The following is an 18356-nucleotide window of genomic DNA, read 5'->3' as shown; positions in this document are numbered from 1 at the left end:
TATGATTACATATGATTATTATCGCATTTTTTACTTCGTAGCACAATATCACAGTTTTACAAAAGCCGCGGAAATTCTGAAAAACAACCAGCCCAACATCACACGGTGCATGAACAATCTGGAAAGTGAGCTTGGCTGCAAACTTTTTATCCGTTCCCACCAGGGTGTCACACTGACAGCGGAGGGCGAAAAAGTGTATGAGCGTGTGGCCGTTGCCTACGAACAGCTCCGCACGGTTGAGGAGGAGCTGGCTCTTGAGCGGTCTCTTGAGAGCGGCCTTATCACAATCGGTGCGAGCGAGACGGCACTTCGTCTGATGCTGCTCTCCCGCCTGGAGCACTTCCACACCCGCTATCCGCACGTCCGCCTGCGCATCTCCAACCACTCGACGCCGCAGGCCATCCAGGCGCTCGAAAACGGTCTGGTCGACTTCGCAGTCGTCACAAGCCCGGTGGAAATCCGCAAACCGCTGCACAAGATCCCGATTTTCCCATTCCAGGAAATTCTGATCGGCGGATCGAAATATGCATCCCTTTCCGCAGAGCCGCATCATCTCGGCGAATTGTCAGAATATCCTTTTATCTCGCTTGCCAAAGACACCGGCACGCGGGAGCTATACGCCGAGTACTTTCTGAATCACAACCTCGCCTTCCACCCCGATATGGAGGCGGCGACGACGGATCAGATTCTTCCTATGGTCGAGTATAACCTCGGCATCGGATTTTATCCGAAGGAGCTGGCACGCGATGCCTTAAAGAGCCGTACCGTCTGTCGGATTCCGCTCATCGAGGAGGCCCCCAAACGTGAAATCTGTCTTATCATCAACCCGCGGCAGCACCAGAACGCGGCGGCAAAAGAGCTGATCGAGGAGCTTCTGGAACGCGTATAAGATTTTATGGACTTTTGTTTGAAACAGAAAAAGACCCTGTCTACCGGCGGACGGAACATCGCTGCTCCATCCTTCCCGTATACAGGGTCTCTTTTTTATTTATGCCTGCTGTCCGGCAATCTGCTCTTTTTTATGCGGCATGGCAAAGACCATCGCCGTGTAGGAAAGCATTGCGCCTGTGATGTAGAAGAACATCAGAAATCCGCTCCGGTTCAGCACAGCGATGCGGACGATTCCAATCCAGAAACCGACGTTGGACGCCAGGGAGAACACACGCGCAAACATCATGTTTTTCTCCTCACCCTTTGCCAGGCGGACGATCAGCAGCAGCATGGCCGCTGAAAAGAATAGTGTCATACAGCACTCCAGAAATACTTCCATTTTTTCAGCCTTCTTTCTTCACTCTCTCTTATTTCTCAGCGGTACTTTTCCAGTGACATCAGAAGGAAGCTCACCAGAAGAAGTCCGCAGGAAATCCAGATTACATGGATTCCATACAGCATGGAGAACACGCCTCCGATTCCGGCGCCGATGGCGAAAGCCAGAATCACGCCGAAATAGTATCCGGCCTGACGGAGCTGTTCTTTTTTCTTATCCCGCATATACATAGACAGCGCTGCGGTTCCGCTTCGCAGGTTTCCGATGCACATGGTGCTTGCATACGAATAACCGCCGACCTTGCGGAAGGTCTGTACCTGAATCGCGCACGCAAACGATACAAGCATCGCCGCGAGCATATTATAAGAAGACGGAATAAATCCGACGATCGCAAGGATCACAATTTCCGCCGCGAGAAGTACCTGCCGCCAGTGCAGCCTCTTTGCATACCGGTAATGCTCCTGGAAATTTTCTGCCAGAAATACACCCATCGCAAAAAAGAGGATCGGGAAGAGATACCGAAGGCCTGCCGTAAAGTTTCCTTCCAGAAAGTTCTGGCTCATCAGCACAACGTTTCCCGTCTGGGCATTTGAGAATACTTCATCTCTGCAATTGTACGTGTAGGCATCCTGAAAACCGCCGGACAGCGCCAGAAACATACTGTTGATAAATGCTTCCGACATCTGATTTTCCGAGAGCAGGCGTCCTACAAGGCTTGCTTTCTTTTCCATAAATTTTCCCTTTCTTTCAACAGACGGCCCGGCTTTTTGGCGCCTGCCGTTTTGCTTCCCTTATTATAACCGCCCGCTTTTTGAGATGGAAAAACGGATATCGTATTATGCTCATATATTTTTCATATGACTATATTGATTTAAAATCATTTTAATATGATACACCGTAAAAAAAGGAGAAATTTTGTCACTTTGCACAAACAAAATTTCTCCCTTTTTGTAAATTGTCTTTATTGTTCTAAAATTTTCTTACTTTCTTCCTCTCTGTTTCTCACTCTGCTCGCGGTGGTACTGCAGCGTGTAGAGCTGGTAATATCTTCCCTGCGCTGCTAAAAGCTCCTGATGCGTTCCATGCTCCACGATTTTTCCGTGGGACAGTACGATAATCTCATCCGCATGCTGGATCGTCGAAAGACGGTGCGCTACGATCAGCATCGTTCCGATGTTCTTCATCTTTTCCATGGAATCCTGGATCAGAAGCTCGGTTTCGGTGTCGATGTTCGCCGTCGCCTCGTCAAGGATCATGACCGAAGGCTTATGGATGATGGTACGCGCAAACGAGAGAAGCTGGCGCTGTCCGGCGGAAAAGTTGTTTCCTCTCTCCCGCACCGGCTCGTCGAGGCCGTGATCCAGCTTGTTGATAAACTGGTCAGCATTCACGTAATGGCAGACGTCCATGATCTCTTCATCGGAAATCCCCTCCTCGCGGAGAATAATGTTGCTACGGATCGTTCCCGAGAACAGAAAGACATCCTGCAGCATCTGGCCGAATTTTTTCCGCAGGGAATCGATCTTGATCTTTCGGATGTCGATGCCGTCGATCAGAATCTCACCCTTCTGGAACTCGTAGTTCCGGCAGATCAGGGAAAGAATCGTCGATTTTCCGGAACCGGTGGAACCCACAAATGCGATTGTCTCTTTCGGATTGACGTGGAACGAAACGCCTTTTAACACCCACTCGCCCGGGATATAGGAAAACCATACGTCGCGGAACTCAATTTCACCCCTGATGCCGGTAAGCTCGATCGCATCCGGCGCATCCTGCATTTTTGGCTCAAGATCCAGAATCGAGAATACTTTCTCGGCGGATGCAAATGCAGACTGCAGCCAGTTGAACTGCTCCGCCAGGTTCTGGATCGGGTTGAAGAATTTTGAAATATACATGTAAAAGCTGACGATCATACCGCTGGTAAGCGTCTGGCCGAGGAACGACGTCCCCTCCAGATAGCCCTTGCCGCCTAAATACAAAAGGCAGAGCACGGAGCTGATATACAGCATGTAGACGAGCGGACGAAAAATACCAAACACGAAAATCTGCTCCTGCTGTGCGCGGCCGAGTGCGTTGCTCTTGTCGGTAAACTCGCGCATCTTGGCATCCTCGCGGTTGAAGATCTGTGTGATTTTCATACCGGAAAGGTTCTCCGACAGATACGTGTTGATGTCCGTAGTACAGTCTTTTACTTTCCGGTGTGCTCTTCGCGAGAATTTGCGGAAAATAATCGAAAACAGCATGATAAACGGCACGAAGCAGAGCACCATCAGCGTCAGCTCATAGTTCAGAAACAGCATCGCAATCAGAATACCGATGATCACGAAGAAGTTCTTCAGAAGATTGACCAGAAGATTGGTGAACATCAGCGAAATCGCGTTCGTATCGTTTGTCGTTCTCGTGACAAGCTTTCCGACCGGAATCTCATTTAACTGCTCGTGGGAAAGGCGCTCGATGTGGACGAACAGATCCTCCCTCATATTGGAAATGATTTTCTGACCCGTCTTCTGCAGAATCACGGCCTGGAAATACGTGCACGCCATCGAGACAAGAAGGATTGCCGCATAGCCCGCTACCCACAGAAACAGGGTATTCAGCGCGAATTTTCCAACGACGAGCTCCTCAATTTTGCCGACGATCAGCGGCGAAATGATATCGTACGCGATCGAAAACAGCATCAGAAAACCAACAACGATAAACTGGCGGTAAAACGGCTTTGCGTAATCCATCAGACGCTGCATGATTTCACTGTCTTTCATGTTCCGCTCAAAGCCGGTTTCTTTTTCTCCATCTTTCACTACAAACGCGGCCACAATCAGCAGGGTGGAAATCACGCCGATGATCGCGCCGACCCAGAGAATCGGATAATAATTGTGCATTTCTACTCCTCCCCCGCTTCCTCTTCAAGTTTCTGCAGATCGACCATCTTGCGGTACGCCGTGCAGGTCCGGTACAGATCCTCGTGTTTTCCGACTGCATGGACTTCTCCGTCCTCGACGAACACGATCTTGTCCATCTGCTCCACCGTTGAAATCCGGTGTGCGATCAGAATTGTCGTCAGTCCCTCACGTTTTTTGAGATTGTCGAGAATCGTGCGCTCTGTTTTGGTATCGACCGCAGAGACGGAATCGTCGAGAATCAGAATCGGTGCGTGTTTCATCAGCGCACGCGCAATCGAGATTCGCTGCTTCTGTCCGCCGGAAACCGTCACACCGCGCTCGCCAAGAACGGTGCGGTAGCCCTCTTTGAACTCTGCGATATTGTCATGGACATCGGACATCATCGCCGCATCCTCAATGGCCTCCTGGTTTTCGTCATCAAAGGCGAAGGAAATATTGCCGGAAATCGTGTCGGAGAACAGGAAGTTGTCCTGCGGCACGTAGGCACAGCCCTCACGCACGGTGTGGATGGAAACGGTGTTGACATCGTGGTCATCAATGAACAGCGTTCCGTCCGGCACGTTGTAGGTGCGGAGCAGCAGATCGACGATGGTCGTTTTTCCGGAACCGGTCTTTCCGACGATGCCGACACTCTCGCCCGGCTCAATGGTAAACGATACGTTTTTCAGCACATCGTACTCCCCGTCCGGATAGCGGAAGGTCAGATTGCGGAACTCGATTTTTCCATGGATGGACGGCAGATCCTGCACACCGCCGCGGTCCTTCACATCGACTTTTGCGTCAAGCAGTTCCGTAATACGGTTTAAGGACGCTTTTCCACGGGATGTTTTCTCGATCAGCATGGAGACCGCCATGATCGGCCATACAACGGCCGAGAAATAGCCGATATACTCGACAAGCTGGCCGGCGTCGAAGCTTCCGCAGTAAACGAGATAGCCGCCGTAGCCTAAGATTACACAGATGACGGACTCGACGAACAGCGTTACCATAATGTTCAGCAGTGTGGAAATTTTGGTATATTCTACGTTGATGTCCTCGTTCTCGCGGTTCAGTCTACGGAACATCATCAGCTCTTTCGTCTCTTTGACGAATGCTTTGATGACAGCAAGACCGGAATAGTTTTCCTGCGCGAAATCGGACAGCTCGGAAAAGGCCGCCTGGCGCTCTTCCCACTTTTTCATCAGGTATTTGCCGAGCGTTGTGCCGGCGGCCATCAGAAATGCCATCGGGATCATGGAAAGGCCGGTCAGGAAGTGGTTCATGCGCCACATTTTGATCACGGCAAGCAGGCCTAAAAACAGCGCATCGCAGAACATCAGAATACCGTCGCCGAAGCACTCCTGCACGGTATCGAGATCGTTCGTGTAAAGACTCATCAGGTTTCCGACTTTGTTGACCTGATAATACTCCTGGGACAGCTCCTTGCTGTGCGCGAACATGCAGGTACGAAGATCGGTCACCACGCGGATCGCGGAGCCGAAAAAGCAGACTCGCCACAGGAAACGGCCGACTACCATGACGATAATGGTAATAATCATGGGCCGGCAGACCTGATCCAGCAGAAATTCCATATCAAACACCGCCGCCTGGCCGTTGACCAGAACAGGGTCGCCGTTCATGCCGTTGATGACCATGCGGTACAGCTCCGGTATGAAAAGCTGGAAATAATCTACGAGAATCAGCGCTGCAAGACCGAGAATCAGAATGGGCGCATTCTTCAGGTAGTATTTGTTAATGTACTTTCCAAATATCATATATTTTCTCCCTCTTTTTGTTTTTGCCATTGTCTGCTATGATCTTTCTGACCATAACAGTCCTTCCCTTTTCCAAAGCGTTTTCGCCCCGGAATGCCTCCTTTCTTCTCCTGCATTTCACAGCTCCGATGCAATTTTAACAGAGATAAACAGAAGGAACTGGACTTTGAAAAATCCAATTCCTTCTGTTCCAATTCACATTCCTGCTCCAAAAGCGTTCCGCTTCTTCTTTGCAGGACACCGTTGTCCTGTGAATATTTGTTCTATTTTTTAGTATACGGTTCTTTTTCTCTCCCGTCAAGCATTTCACGCGTTTTTCTGTTTTCTTTTTTATTTTTTGCCGTTTTCCGCTTTTTTTGCGCAAAATCTGCGCATTCCGGTTAAAACAGCCAAAAGAAGAAGAAGGCTGACGCCAAGTGTGATCCACCACGTTCTGGTCACGGCTGCAATCAGATATCCCACCAGGCAGACACACGCCGTAACGGCCGCATACTGCATCTGCGTCGATACGTGGTTCAGATGGTTGCTCTGCGCACCCGCACTTGACATAACCGTCGTATCCGAGATCGGCGAAATATGGTCACCGCAGACCGCCCCTGCCAGGACGGCGGATACCGAGATAATCATCATCTCCAGATTTGTTCCGGCGGCGAACATGCCCGTTGCAATCGGCACAAGAATCGCGAACGTTCCCCAAGAGGTTCCCGTCGAAAAGGAAAGGAACACCGCCACGGCGAACAGCACCACCGGGATAAAAATACTTGCGGATGCATGGTCTCCCACGACGCTTCCGACAAACTGGGCCAGGCCCATCGCATCACCGACGCCTTTTAAGGTCCACGCAAAGACGAGAATCGTAACCGCCGGAACCATCAGCTTGAAGCCCTCGGACAGGCTGTCCATAAAGCTCTTGAAGGTGATGACCTTCCGCGGCAGATACAGCGCCATCATAAACAGGATCGTCACGACGGAGGCAAAAATCAGACTCGTCTCTGCATCACATCCTGCGAACGCGGAAATCACATTGTCCGCGCCGCCGAGGAAGCCAGTGTAAACCATCGCTCCAATCGCTGATACAATCAGTACGGCAACCGGGAGCACGAGGTCGATGACTTTTCCATTCGGATTGACCTCCTGCTCGGAAACCTGCTCAAACTCCTCGCCTCCGGTCGTGAAAAGATCACCTTTGGCGGCATTATCCTCGTGGAGCTTCATCTGACCAAAATCAAAGCCGGTGTAGCAGATGTAAAAGACCATCGCAATTGTAAGGATCGCATACAGGTTATACGGAATTGTCCGCAGAAACAGCTGGAATCCACTGATTCCCGCATCCGCCGGCACATACGAGTTGACGGCTGCCGCCCAGCTTGAGATCGGCGCGATAATACAGATCGGCGCTGCGGTGGAGTCGATGATGTATGCGAGTTTCGCGCGGGAAACCTTGTGGCTGTCCGTGACCGGGCGCATGACAGAGCCGACTGTCAGACAGTTGAAATAGTCATCCACAAAAATCAGAACACCAAGCCCCATCGTTGCCAGAAGCGCACTCCGCTTCGTTTTGATCTTCGTCCCCGCCCATTTTCCATACGCCGCTGAGCCGCCGGATTTCGCCATCAGCACGACAACCATGCCAAGCAGGATATCGAAGATCAGAATGTTGATGTTCATGCTGTTCCGTAAAATTTCAAAGAAGCTTGTGAACGCATCCCACGGATGGAAGCCGGTGTACAAAAGGACACCGACTGCCGATCCGATGAACAGGGAACTGTAAACTTCTTTTGTGACAAATGCAAGCAGAATTGCAAGCAGCGGCGGGACGAGTGCCCACCAGGTTCCGATAAACATTGAACCATTCATGTCGTCTGTTTTCCCTTTCTGCTGTTAAGTTCGTTTACACTTCCGGCGTCACAATTTTTCCAGCTACTGCACATGCTGCCGCTGTCTTTGGAGATGCCAGATAAATTTCAACTTTAGAAGTACCCATTCTTCCAAGAAAGTTTCGGTTGTTCGTTGCTACAACACGCTCGCCGTCAGAGAGGATTCCGCCCGCTCTTCCGCAGCACAGGCCGCATCCCGGATGTGTAATCATGGCGCCTGCCTCTGCCAGTGTATCGAGAATGCCCATTTTGCTTGCCTGCAGATAAATCTTGCGGCTTGCCGGTGTTACGATCAGTTTTACGTAGTCGGCTACTTTTTTGCCTTTTAAAACCTCGGCTGCCGCCTGCAGATCCTCGAGACGGCCGTTCGTACAGGAACCGATGAAGACCTGATCGATCGGGGTTCCCTCGAGAACGCTGGTATCACGGATCTTGTCTACCTGGGACGGGCATGCCATAACCGGCACAAAATCCTCGGCGCGGTAGGTGATGGTACACAGATATTTTGCATCCTCATCGCCTTTTAAGCTCTTCTGATAGTCATTGAGTTCGATCTCGCAGTATTCTGCGGTCTTCTCATCCGGGGTAAAAAGTGCACATTTGGCACCTGCCTCGATCGCCATGTTGGCAATCGTCATACGGCTTGCCACGGTCATATTTTCTACGGTGCTTCCTGAGAACTCCAGTGCGCGGTACGTTGCGCCGTCTGCACCGAGGTCACCGATCAGACGCAGGATAATGTCTTTTGACATCACATTTTTCGGCAGCTCGCCTTCGATGACAACTTTGATCGTCTCCGGCACTTTGATCCACATCGTACCCGTTCCAAGGATGCTCGCCATCTCTGTGTAGCCGATTCCGGAAGAGAATGCACCGACACAGCCGTATGTCGTCGTGTGGCTGTCAGTTCCGAAAACAACGTTGCCCGGTTTTACGTAACCTGCCTCTGTCATTAACTGATGGCAGATTCCGTCGCTTCTGTGTACGTTTTTCATGCCATATTTCTTTGCAAATTCATCGCCTTTGTGGAAATGTCTCGTATCGTCCACCTGGCTTGCCGGAACGAGGTGGTCGTAGATCAGAACGACTTTATCCGGGTCCCACAGTTTGGTAAAACCCATCTCCTCGAATTTATCGCCGACAAACGGGATGAAGATATCATGAATCATGACTCTGTCCACGTTGACCGTCACAATGTCGCCCGGTTTTACGTCTTTTCCGGTGTTGTGGCGGATGATTTTTTCAATTACTGTATTGCCCATCGTTTCTTCCTCCCGCTCTTAATCCAATCCGTTGCGCTTGCGCATTGCCTTTACCAGGCCGCCTGCCTGAATGATATCCATCAGGTTCTCCGGCAGAGCAGCGATCGGGTATGTTTTTCCGTTGTAATCAACATGCTCATTCATCTTGACGGTGATGGTGTCGCCCTCTTTGATATCGTCGTGCAGATCCGGCTGCTCGATCAGAAGAAGGCCGTTATTGATGGAGTTGCGGAAAAAGATCCGGGCAAAGGATTTCGCGATAACGCAGGAAATGCCGAGCGCCTTGATGATCTCCGGTGCCTGCTCTCTCGAGGAGCCGCAGCCGAAGTTCTTTCCTGCCACGATGATGTCGCCCTTTTCAATCTGTCCGGCCAGTTCCGGGCGGAGCGGGGAAAAGCCGTACTGTTTCATATCGTCAATTGTCTTTAAAGCAAGATACTCGGTCGGGATAATGATATCGGTATCAATATCGTCTCCAAGCACCCATACTTTTCCTGTAAATGCTTCCATATGTTTATTCTCCCAAAAATATTATGTATCCCTCAAAGAAAATGGTCAGATCTGATCTGCCGTCGCAATCTTTCCGGCAATCGCGGATGCGGTTACCGTAGCAGCGGATCCCAGGTATACTTTGGAGCTTGGATGACCGGCACGGCCCTTGAAGTTACGGGTTCCGGTGCTGATCAGCACTTCGTTCTCGCCGATGACACCCTGGCAGCTTCCCCAGCAGACGCTGCAGTTCGGGTTCATGACGATGGCTCCGGCCTCCATGAAGGTGTCGATGATGCCTTCTTTTAATGCCTGGCGGTAGATCGTCTGGCTTGCCGGAACAACGAGGAAACGGACGCCCTCTGCGACTTTCTTTCCGCGGATGATCTCTGCGCCGACGCGGAGATCTTCGATTCTTCCGTTGTTGCAGGATCCAAGGAATGCTTCATTGATCGGCGTTCCGCAGGTCTCTTCTGCCGGAACAACGCGGTCTACGAAATCCGGTTTTGCAACAACCGGGCGGACTTTGGAAAGGTCAAAGGTGTACTCTCTGACGTATTTTGCGTCCGGATCGCTGTGGAAGATTTCTTTTGGCTCTCTTCCGTGCTCTTTCAGGTACTCGATGGCTTTCTCATCTGCCTCAAAGATACCGGTCTTGGCGCCGGCCTCAACTGCCATGTTGCAAAGTGCCATACGGTCGCTGATGCTTAAAGTCTTTGCACCCTCACCGGTAAACTCCATCACCTGGTAGTTGCATCCGTTTGCGCCTACCTCGCCGATGATGGTGAGGATCAGATCTCTCGCATAAACGCCCTCCGGCAGTTTTCCTACAAGATTGAATTTTACGCTTTCCGGTACGAGTACCCAGGAAGTTCCCGTTACCATGCCGTACAGGAAATCGGTACAGCCGACACCGGTGCCGAATGCGCCGAGTGCTCCGTAAGAGCAGGTATGGCTGTCAGCGCCGAAGATCAGCTCGCCCGGGCGGACGTAATTCTCGATCATCACCTGATGGCATACACCTTTTCCCTCCCAGAAATCAATGCTATTCTCTCTTGCAAAATCACGCATTTTTTTCTGGGATGCCGCTGTTTTCGGGCTGTCGGACGGTACATTGTGGTCAACGATAAAAACCAGCTTTTTCGGATCCGCGATGTGCGGATGGTTTAATTTATTGCGATACATATCAACCGTCAGATGAGTAGTTCCGTCATTGCTCATCAGACGATCCAGTGTTACGGTATGAATATCTCCCGGTTTTACTTCCGGAACGCCGGCTGCAGCGGCGATAATTTTCTCTGCAATTGTCATTCCCATGGTCTTACTCCTCCTCGCGGTTCAAAGAAGCGATCAGGCCTCCCTGATTCAGTATATTCTGCATATATTCCGGCAGTTTCGTGCAGGTGTACGTTTTCCCGTTCACTTCTGCGGTTCCCTCGGACATGTGAAGGATCATGGTATCACCGTTTTCTACGGCATCCGGCAGGTCTTTACAGACAATCGCCGGCAGACCAATATTGATGGCGTTGCGGAAAAAGATTCTGGCGAAGGATTTTGCGATAACTGCCTGCACACCCAATGCTTTTAAAACACCCGGCGCCTGCTCTCTTGAGGAACCACAGCCAAAGTTTTCTCCTCCTACGACAAAATCTCCCGGTTTTACTTTCTTTGCAAAGTCCGGATCTAACGATTCAAACGCATGGCCTTTCATCTCATCCAGATTCGGCAGAAGCAGATACTGGGACGCGATGATCTGGTCTGTATCAAGGTCATTATGAAATTTAAAAATTTTACCCTCTTCCATTTTCTTTCGTTCCTTTCGCATAAAAATTCTGACAAAATCTATTGTAACACAAAAGATATGGTTTGCAAAAGGGAAAAAAGCAAAAAATATAGGCCGCCTCACCTTTTTCCGGTAAGACGGCCTGAAATGCTTCTTTAGTGGGTCGTTCCCATTGCCTCTTTTACTTCTTCTTTGTTGGTTACAACCGCCTCGATGCAGTATTCCAGAGATTTTGCAATCGTTTCCAGCGGCATGCTTGCCATGGTGCTTGCTTTTCCGACTACCTGCTCGCATGCGAACGGTACATGGATGAAGCCTGCGCGGATGTTCGGATATTTCGTTGCGCACAGGTGAAGCACATTGTACATAACGCAGTTGCATACGTAGGTGCCTGCGGTGAAGGATACGTGGCACGGAAGGCCGTGTTCGCGGACGTTCTGAACCATTGCTTTGACCGGAATCGTTGCAAAGTATGCGGTCGGGCCGTCTGCCTGCAGCGGTTCATCGGACGGCTGCTCTCCGGCGTTGTCCGGGATTCTTGCGTCTGCAAGGTTGATGCCGACTTTCTCTACGGTTACGCATGCGCGTCCGCCTGCCTGTCCGACATCGATGACAACGTCCGGATTGTGCTCTTTGATGGCTGCTTCCACACAGGAAATACTTCTGGTAAACTCGGTCGGAATCTCAACTTTTACGATCTCTGCTCCGGCGATGGTATCCGGCAGAAGTTTGATGGCCTCGAATGCCGGGTTCACGCTCTCTCCTCCAAATGGGTCAAATCCTGTTAATAAAACTTTCATCGTCTTTTCTCCTTTTGTCTCTTAATTTTTGTCTCCTGGTTCTGTCCTTTAGTATAACACAGGCTCGGGTGCAATAATCTTTCCCCGGTCCATAATCTGACGGTTATCGGTAAAAATATCGGGTTCCCGGCAGACCAGGTCGAAGTGGCCTTTCGCATTCTGCACGCCGCCGAGCGCGATATTGCGTCCAAGCCCTACGTGGAAGGTTCCATACGCGGATTCATCCTCAATGTAGCAGTTGCCGAGGCAGTTCGAGCACGAATTCAGCCCTATGCCAAGCTCTCCTGCGATATAAATCCGTGGATCGAAATATTCCTCCATGTACTTCTTTAAGCGGATGCCGGTCGGTGTCTCCTCGATATCGACGATTCTGCCGCCTTTGAAGATGATTCTCGTCGGCTCATCGGCTCGTCCGATGTATCCCAGCGATCCGTCGAGCACCATAATGCCCTCTGTCTTTGTCTCCTCGATCGGTACATAGACCTCAATACTTGAGGACGAATAGCCTTTTCCGTCTCTTAATACGCCGTTGAAAAATCCCGGATTGCGGTTCTCTTTGTAGAACATCATATCCGTTCCTGCCGGTGTCGTCACATGCACTTTGCCGGATGAACGGAGATACTTCATAAACAGCTTTGCCATCATGCGGCTCTTTTTCGTGTCCATCAAAAGGAAATCGAACTCCAGAAGACTTCTTCCGTCGTTCGTCGAAAGCGGAAGCGACAGAAACTTTTTGTGCTTCTGAATCGCACGCTTCGCTGCTTTTGTTGTCACAAGCGAATACTCGGTCGCTGCAATGATCGCAGTGTAGGGATCAAAGACCGCCTCGTTATCGTCGAAAAAGATGCCCACATGGCGTCCTTTATTTTCAACAATCAGTGTGTTGACGGACCGCGCTTTTTTCCGCGCCTGCATTTCCAGCGCTTTCGCCTCCGCCTGATGCTCCTTTGATGTCACAATCAGTACTTTATCCCACGCTTTTACTCTTACCCATTCGTGGATGATGATCCAAGCCCCCCGTTCCATGTTCGGTGTCATTTGTTTCTCTTCCTTCTCCTGTCATATCTAGTCAACCATTTTACGGACGTTAAGGCCACCGCCCTTCCCTTTCGGAAAATACGATGACCTTAGTTAGTCTGTCCTGACGATTTACTTTAATACTATCATATAACAGATCTGGAATACAAGCATAATTAATCCAACCAGCACCTGATTTTTGATTACGCCCCAGCGGTCCTTCATATTCAGGATTGCAACCGGTACGATATTGAAGTTTGCTGCCATCGGAGTCATTAAGGTTCCGCAGTAACCGCAGGTCAGTGCGATCATACCGATGACTACCGGATTTGCACCGTATGCCAGTACGAACGGAGCACCGATACCAACCGTCATAACGGTGATGGCTGCAAATGCATTACCCATGATCATGGTGAACAGTACCATACCAACGGCATAAACGATGATACCAATATTAACATTTCCTTTCGGAACAACTTTCTCTACGATCTGTGCAATAACCTCACCAACACCGGCTGCAGTAAAGACACCGCCCAGGCAGCCAAGCAGCTGCGGCAGCATACTGAGCGGTCCTGTAAGGGAAAGGAAACGCTCGGAATCTTTCAGGAAAACCTGCGGTTTGTTCTCTTTCGAGTCGTATGCAACCAGGAAAATAATGGCTACGAGAACACCAAGTGTAATCGCGATCATGGAGCTCATATTGGAGAACAGTGAAAAAGCAAGGGAAAATACAGCAACACAGAATGCCGGAACGAAAATCTTCATTCCAATCTTCTTAAACTGTGCTTCGGTGTGTGCTTTTTCCGGTGCGTTTGTTTTTCCAACCTTTACTTTCTTGAAGATCGGCGGCAGACACATAATAATAACAAGGACACCGGAAACCTTGGCCGGAAGCCAGGTGCCAAGTGCTGTAACAATACCGAACGAACACCAGAAAATGGCTGTTCCGATTCTGGACGGATTTTCTTCATCCAGAAGGTTTTTAATGCCCGCGTAGATTGCAATCAGGCCAACGAGAATCCATACAATATTTAATCCGGCCGTATTAAATGCGGCTGGAACCTGTATAACTTTTAATGCGCTCATCTAGTGTTCCTCCTATTTCTGTGTCTTTTTGCCGGCTGATTTTTCATAGTATTTTTTCGAAATCCGATTGTCTTTTACAATGACATAGACACAGGAAACAACCAGTGAGAATAATGCAACCGGAATTTCAACTGCCGCAAGGTCAATCAGGCTTACTTCATAGCCAAGACCGGCAAGTGTCGTCTGTACCAGAATTCCACCGGCACCGCCGACAAACAGAACCTGGAAGAAGAACCAGGTGAAGTTCTGCATTGCTGCTGCAAGTCCTTTGACTTCTTCTAAGTGCTCTTCGTTTACGGTACCTTCTTTGTTCTCGATCGCACCTTCTGCCATCGGAAGAAGAACCGGACGGATGAATCCGGCAACACCGCCGAATCCTACGTTGAATGCACCGAACAGGCCATTTAATACGCCGTATACAGCGATCAGCTTGCCGGCTGTTGCACTCTTAACTTTCTTAATCAGGTTTGCTGCTGCTTCACGAAGACCGTTTCTTTCAAGCGTACCAGTAACGAGCAGGATCATCATGAAGATCGCCATGCTTCGGTTCGCTACGAAGTTGGTTCCGATGGTCTCAAGAAGACCGCCGACGCCAAGGCCGCCAACGATCCCTGTCGTAATCAGCGCCAGGAAAATGATGAGGATTGAATCCAGTTTCAGCGCGAATCCGACGATAACGATTAACACGCCAAGTAATTTGATGAGTTCCATACCTAAACTCCTCCTTAAATAAAATGTAGTTTTTTTGGATACAGGCTGCTCCGCACGCTCGTGCTTTCACAACCCTGTATCCTGTATTTCTTCCAGTTACCTAGAGACAATCATCGGTCTCTTTCGTATGTAGCTGGTCAAAATCGTTCCATCCTGCTCGGTAAAGCGGCAGTCCATAACGTTCCGCGCCTCCATGAGCATCTGTATTGTCACTTCGTCGTGCGCCACATGAGCCCGCGCACACAGGTTCAGGTATTCTCCCTGTGCCGTTTCATCCGCAACCTCGCTCGTATAAGCGACGGTTGTAATCCACGGATAGCGGATCGACGAATATCCATGCGTCGGATTCGATTCATACGGAATCCAGTAATTGATCATTTCTTTATAATAATTAGCCGGAAACAGTTTCGGCATCCACGCATGGGCATATTTTTCAAACTGTGCACTCCACTCCTGGTTCAGTGCTTTCATCTCCGGATACGCTGCAATCTTGTCTGCGATCACATCCTCCATGACCTTATTCACATCATAGTTTCCTTTGTATTCCGGATTCATTACATACCAGAAATAACCATATAAGAGCGATCTCGGAAGCCAGAAACCTTTGTAGGACGGGGAGGTATAACCAGAAAACTGCTGCTCCCATTCGTGGCTTGGCACACCGTGGTTATCCACCATCATATCCGGTGCATATTTCTCGTAAATCCGGCTGATGCCCATCGCTTCGCTGTGAATCGTATCCTGCTGGAAATAATGACGGTAAAACTCTTTTCCAAGAGAATTGAACCGTGCCACATGGAATTTCCACGTCGGATGCTCCTTCTGCAGTTCATAGTGAATCGCTGCACCGTCCACGTTTTCCATCGGGATCAGGATCAGATTCAGCTTATCCGGCAGCTCTTTGTAAACATCTTCTGTTAAAAGTTTCTTCAGCAGCATAAACGATGCATTCGTTGAGGCAACCTCGTTTGCATGGTGTCTTGCATTGATCACCTCGCTCGGCACTCTCGCCAGACGCTTTGTCAGCGACAGATATCCCTCGTACTCCGGTTTCAGCCAGACTGCATAGAGCTCGCGGCCCGTATAGGAAACGGCAATCCGGAAGACCTTGATACCCGGAACTTCTTTCAGCTCCTCAATGATCTCCCGATACGTATCGTATCCGATCAGTTCGTGCTCATGCAGGTTGATGTTCTCGATCCGTTTCGCCTTTGGCTTTTCTTCCCGCTCCGGGGTCTGTGCCGCGTACGATGCGCCGCTTTCTGTTTCAAAGACAAGCGCTGTTTCCACAGGAACACAGCTGCATTTTTCAAGAACACCTTTCGACCACAGCGCTGCGTATGCTTTTACGGTAGCCTCTGCTGCGCCTTTCACTGTGATATGGAAATTCAGCTCTCCGTTTTCCCACGAAACTGCGGAAATCCAGGTTTCGACTTCACTTCGTTTTCTCTCTGCGGCAGCGGTCTCTCCGTCTTTTGTGATGCATGCCGCATCTTTTAACGGCTCTGTCAGCGTAACGCGAAAGACCGGCCGGCCCTCTTTCTGATGGATCACCGGCAGAATCAGGCCCGGTGCATCCAGCATCACGCCGGCTTTCTGAATGCCGTAATTTTTAAAATAATCACCGCCCACAAAATACATGTCCTCATGGAGTGCATCAAGCGATGAGATCAGATCCTCACGGGAACCTGTCGGCTCGTCCGGCTCGCTTACCGTAATGTCCATTCTCAGTTCGTGGAAGAACGGCTGCATCTCCTCCGCAACGGTTCCGCCGGTTTTTTCCTCGATATAGCGGCGGCAGTCCGGAAGGACTTCGCTCTGATAGACATCCCAGATTTCTTCCAGATCGGTGCGGACTTTTTGGTCAAGGATGGTGTTTCCATCTACTTCCACTTTTATATAACCGGTCGACGGATGAACTTTTCCCATCTGCGGGTATTCATTCATATACGGGCGCTCCGACCACGCGGCCTTGTATGTATCCTCACAGCAGACGCTGTTTTCTTTGCTTCCCTGGCAGAGATATGTGATGTCATCTTCTCCCTCATAGGCTTTGAATACGACATTTTTTCTCTCGATACCGAGCTCTTTTACCAGAAGATCCTCGATCGGGTACAGCTCCTGCAGATAACGGATCGGTAGGTCGTACCATTTGTCCGGCGTCTCGGCACTCAGGTTGTGGTAAGACGGGATGGCTCCGTTTTCATCATTCCATTCCGTCTGGCCTTCTGGGAGAAACGGTTTGAAATAAACGGTAACCGTATCGGCTCCGGCCTCTTTCAGACGCGGAAGCATTTCTTCTGCCAGCCAGGAATAGCCCTGTTTGTAGGCACAGTAAATCGTTGTCTGTTCCGGCACAGCGCCTGCTTCGCGGATTTTTGCATCGATCGCTTCGCACATCTTCCGGCGCACGCTCTCGGTCTCGCTGACTGCTCCGGTGATTTTTACGGTGCTTCCCTCTTTGAGTTTCGGATAGACTTCCGTTTCCAGAAGTTCTTCAAATACTTCGACCTCCCACGGGAGTTCATATACTTTCTCGTACATTTTCTGACCGGATTTGTAATTGTAGACTTCTGCATCTCCGGCCTCTTTTTTCTGCTCTTCGCTCCAGCGCGGCGATCCGTAAACCGCATAGGTGCCGCTTTCTTTTTCCTGTAAAGCTTTCAGTTCGGCAAGCTGGCCGTCCTCTCCGCGTAGGATAAAATCATCCACCATGTCCATCAGGAGATCTTTCCAGCTTCTCTCACCGCAGATCTTTGGAAATGTATTGCAGAGGCGGGCGGTGAATGCGGTCAGTGCTTCGCCGTCTCCGCGCAGATACACTTTTACGCCGTCACCGTCTGTCTCTCCAAGGACCAGTTCTGTCTGATCTGCTTTTTCAAAAATAATCTGATTTCCCTTGTAACCCGCCTCGGCAAGAATGGTTCCTTCGTATCCTGTCGTCTCCATCCCGAAACGGTATGCCAGATCACACGCTGCAAGAAACATAGCATCGCTTGCGTCCTCTGGAAGCACCAGTTTTACATCAAGTGCATCCGGGAGGAAATCGTGATTCTGATCTTTTAAAAACGGACCTTTTTGGAACATTTTTTCCAATCCTGTTTTTTCCCGGAAATCCAGGTCGTAAACCGGCCCGATGTGGTCCGAAGCCGCCTCATACCCCTCCGGGGCTGCATCTGCTGTTTTCTTCCACAGCTTCCGGAATTCTTCTTTTGTTTCCGGTACCGGGATTTCTCCATCCGCGGCTGCAACAGGAAACACTGCCGTCTCTGCCTGGAAACCAAGAAGCAGCGCCGCCTCAACGGTGTTTCGCTTCTGTTCTTTTGTCATATCTGCTGTAAACCTTAACCGTTTCATGCATGCACCTCCGAAATCGTTATCGTTCACACATATGTTGTAACTGTAACCAG

15 protein-coding genes are annotated in these 18356 nt (G+C 50.0%); 1 reads left to right on the top strand and 14 read right to left on the bottom strand.

From position 1 onward, the window contains the following. Window position 1 precedes the first annotated feature (1 nt). Entirely contained in the window at window positions 2-889 is an 888-nt protein-coding gene (locus DWY63_RS00845) for a LysR family transcriptional regulator (protein WP_117800816.1), read from the top strand. A 99-nt stretch (window positions 890-988) separates the two neighbouring features. Here DWY63_RS00845 and DWY63_RS00840 read toward each other — a convergent pair whose 3' ends face one another. The 14 genes from DWY63_RS00840 to DWY63_RS00775 form a co-directional block, all read right to left on the bottom strand. Further along, on the bottom strand, window positions 989-1270 hold the full coding sequence (locus tag DWY63_RS00840) for a hypothetical protein (RefSeq protein ID WP_022462506.1): 282 nt from the start codon (window positions 1268-1270) through the stop codon (window positions 989-991). Between the two features lie 35 nt (window positions 1271-1305). After that, window positions 1306-1998, bottom strand: a complete 693-nt coding sequence (locus DWY63_RS00835; protein ID WP_242991102.1) for a YoaK family protein — start codon at window positions 1996-1998, stop codon at window positions 1306-1308. A 249-nt stretch (window positions 1999-2247) separates the two neighbouring features. Beyond that, entirely contained in the window at window positions 2248-4146 is a 1899-nt protein-coding gene (locus tag DWY63_RS00830) for an ABC transporter ATP-binding protein (protein ID WP_117800814.1), read from the bottom strand. 2 nt (window positions 4147-4148) lie between these two features. Then, window positions 4149-5921 carry an ABC transporter ATP-binding protein gene (locus DWY63_RS00825; RefSeq protein WP_158568301.1) on the bottom strand — a complete coding sequence of 591 codons (1773 nt, stop codon included), beginning with the start codon at window positions 5919-5921 and terminating at the stop codon, window positions 4149-4151. Between the two features lie 330 nt (window positions 5922-6251). Beyond that, window positions 6252-7778 (bottom strand): Na+/H+ antiporter NhaC family protein, encoded by a 1527-nt coding sequence (locus tag DWY63_RS00820; RefSeq protein ID WP_055267079.1) that lies wholly within the window; start codon window positions 7776-7778, stop codon window positions 6252-6254. A 34-nt stretch (window positions 7779-7812) separates the two neighbouring features. Continuing rightward, a complete protein-coding gene (locus tag DWY63_RS00815) occupies window positions 7813-9060 on the bottom strand; it encodes a 3-isopropylmalate dehydratase large subunit (RefSeq protein WP_117800812.1) in 1248 nt (415 codons plus the stop codon). An 18-nt stretch (window positions 9061-9078) separates the two neighbouring features. Beyond that, the gene (locus DWY63_RS00810; protein WP_022462500.1) at window positions 9079-9570 is read right to left on the bottom strand and encodes a LeuD/DmdB family oxidoreductase small subunit; all 492 of its coding nucleotides are present in this window, start codon (window positions 9568-9570) and stop codon (window positions 9079-9081) included. Window positions 9571-9615: 45 nt separating this feature from the next. Further along, a complete protein-coding gene (locus DWY63_RS00805; RefSeq protein WP_117800810.1) occupies window positions 9616-10866 on the bottom strand; it encodes a 3-isopropylmalate dehydratase large subunit in 1251 nt (416 codons plus the stop codon). Window positions 10867-10870: 4 nt separating this feature from the next. After that, window positions 10871-11353, bottom strand: a complete 483-nt coding sequence (locus DWY63_RS00800) for a LeuD/DmdB family oxidoreductase small subunit (RefSeq protein ID WP_117800808.1) — start codon at window positions 11351-11353, stop codon at window positions 10871-10873. 134 nt (window positions 11354-11487) lie between these two features. Continuing rightward, window positions 11488-12132 (bottom strand): pyroglutamyl-peptidase I, encoded by a 645-nt coding sequence (gene pcp, locus DWY63_RS00795; RefSeq protein ID WP_022462497.1) that lies wholly within the window; start codon window positions 12130-12132, stop codon window positions 11488-11490. A gap of 48 nt (window positions 12133-12180) precedes the next feature. Next, window positions 12181-13170 (bottom strand): peptidase, encoded by a 990-nt coding sequence (locus DWY63_RS00790; protein ID WP_243001820.1) that lies wholly within the window; start codon window positions 13168-13170, stop codon window positions 12181-12183. Between the two features lie 111 nt (window positions 13171-13281). Beyond that, window positions 13282-14235 (bottom strand): DUF979 domain-containing protein, encoded by a 954-nt coding sequence (locus tag DWY63_RS00785; RefSeq protein WP_022462495.1) that lies wholly within the window; start codon window positions 14233-14235, stop codon window positions 13282-13284. A 12-nt stretch (window positions 14236-14247) separates the two neighbouring features. After that, entirely contained in the window at window positions 14248-14946 is a 699-nt protein-coding gene (locus tag DWY63_RS00780; RefSeq protein ID WP_117800806.1) for a DUF969 domain-containing protein, read from the bottom strand. 96 nt (window positions 14947-15042) lie between these two features. Further along, window positions 15043-18303 (bottom strand): M14 family metallopeptidase, encoded by a 3261-nt coding sequence (locus DWY63_RS00775; protein ID WP_243001819.1) that lies wholly within the window; start codon window positions 18301-18303, stop codon window positions 15043-15045. Window positions 18304-18356: the final 53 nt, after the last annotated feature.

Source organism: Blautia sp. AF26-2 (genome assembly GCF_003460955.1).
GTDB lineage: Bacteria > Bacillota > Clostridia > Lachnospirales > Lachnospiraceae > Fusicatenibacter > Fusicatenibacter saccharivorans.
Note: the sequence above shows the minus strand (reverse complement) of the source record. Positions and strands in the feature narration are given on the sequence as shown.

Excerpts from the sequence above, each read along its gene's own strand:
- DWY63_RS00805 (WP_117800810.1), bottom strand. The coding sequence starts at position 10,866 with ATGGGAATGACAATTGCAGAGAAAATTATCGCCGCTGCAGCCGGCGTT.
- DWY63_RS00800 (WP_117800808.1), bottom strand. The coding sequence starts at position 11,353 with ATGGAAGAGGGTAAAATTTTTAAATTTCATAATGACCTTGATACAGAC.
- DWY63_RS00785 (WP_022462495.1), bottom strand. The coding sequence starts at position 14,235 with ATGAGCGCATTAAAAGTTATACAGGTTCCAGCCGCATTTAATACGGCC.
- DWY63_RS00815 (WP_117800812.1), bottom strand. The coding sequence starts at position 9,060 with ATGGGCAATACAGTAATTGAAAAAATCATCCGCCACAACACCGGAAAA.
- pcp (WP_022462497.1), bottom strand. The coding sequence starts at position 12,132 with ATGAAAGTTTTATTAACAGGATTTGACCCATTTGGAGGAGAGAGCGTG.
- DWY63_RS00810 (WP_022462500.1), bottom strand. The coding sequence starts at position 9,570 with ATGGAAGCATTTACAGGAAAAGTATGGGTGCTTGGAGACGATATTGAT.
- DWY63_RS00780 (WP_117800806.1), bottom strand. The coding sequence starts at position 14,946 with ATGGAACTCATCAAATTACTTGGCGTGTTAATCGTTATCGTCGGATTC.
- DWY63_RS00845 (WP_117800816.1), top strand. The coding sequence starts at position 2 with ATGATTACATATGATTATTATCGCATTTTTTACTTCGTAGCACAATAT.
- DWY63_RS00820 (WP_055267079.1), bottom strand. The coding sequence starts at position 7,778 with ATGAATGGTTCAATGTTTATCGGAACCTGGTGGGCACTCGTCCCGCCG.
- DWY63_RS00775 (WP_243001819.1), bottom strand. The coding sequence starts at position 18,303 with ATGAAACGGTTAAGGTTTACAGCAGATATGACAAAAGAACAGAAGCGA.
- DWY63_RS00840 (WP_022462506.1), bottom strand. The coding sequence starts at position 1,270 with ATGGAAGTATTTCTGGAGTGCTGTATGACACTATTCTTTTCAGCGGCC.
- DWY63_RS00790 (WP_243001820.1), bottom strand. The coding sequence starts at position 13,170 with ATGACACCGAACATGGAACGGGGGGCTTGGATCATCATCCACGAATGG.
- DWY63_RS00825 (WP_158568301.1), bottom strand. The coding sequence starts at position 5,921 with ATGATATTTGGAAAGTACATTAACAAATACTACCTGAAGAATGCGCCC.
- DWY63_RS00835 (WP_242991102.1), bottom strand. The coding sequence starts at position 1,998 with ATGGAAAAGAAAGCAAGCCTTGTAGGACGCCTGCTCTCGGAAAATCAG.
- DWY63_RS00830 (WP_117800814.1), bottom strand. The coding sequence starts at position 4,146 with ATGCACAATTATTATCCGATTCTCTGGGTCGGCGCGATCATCGGCGTG.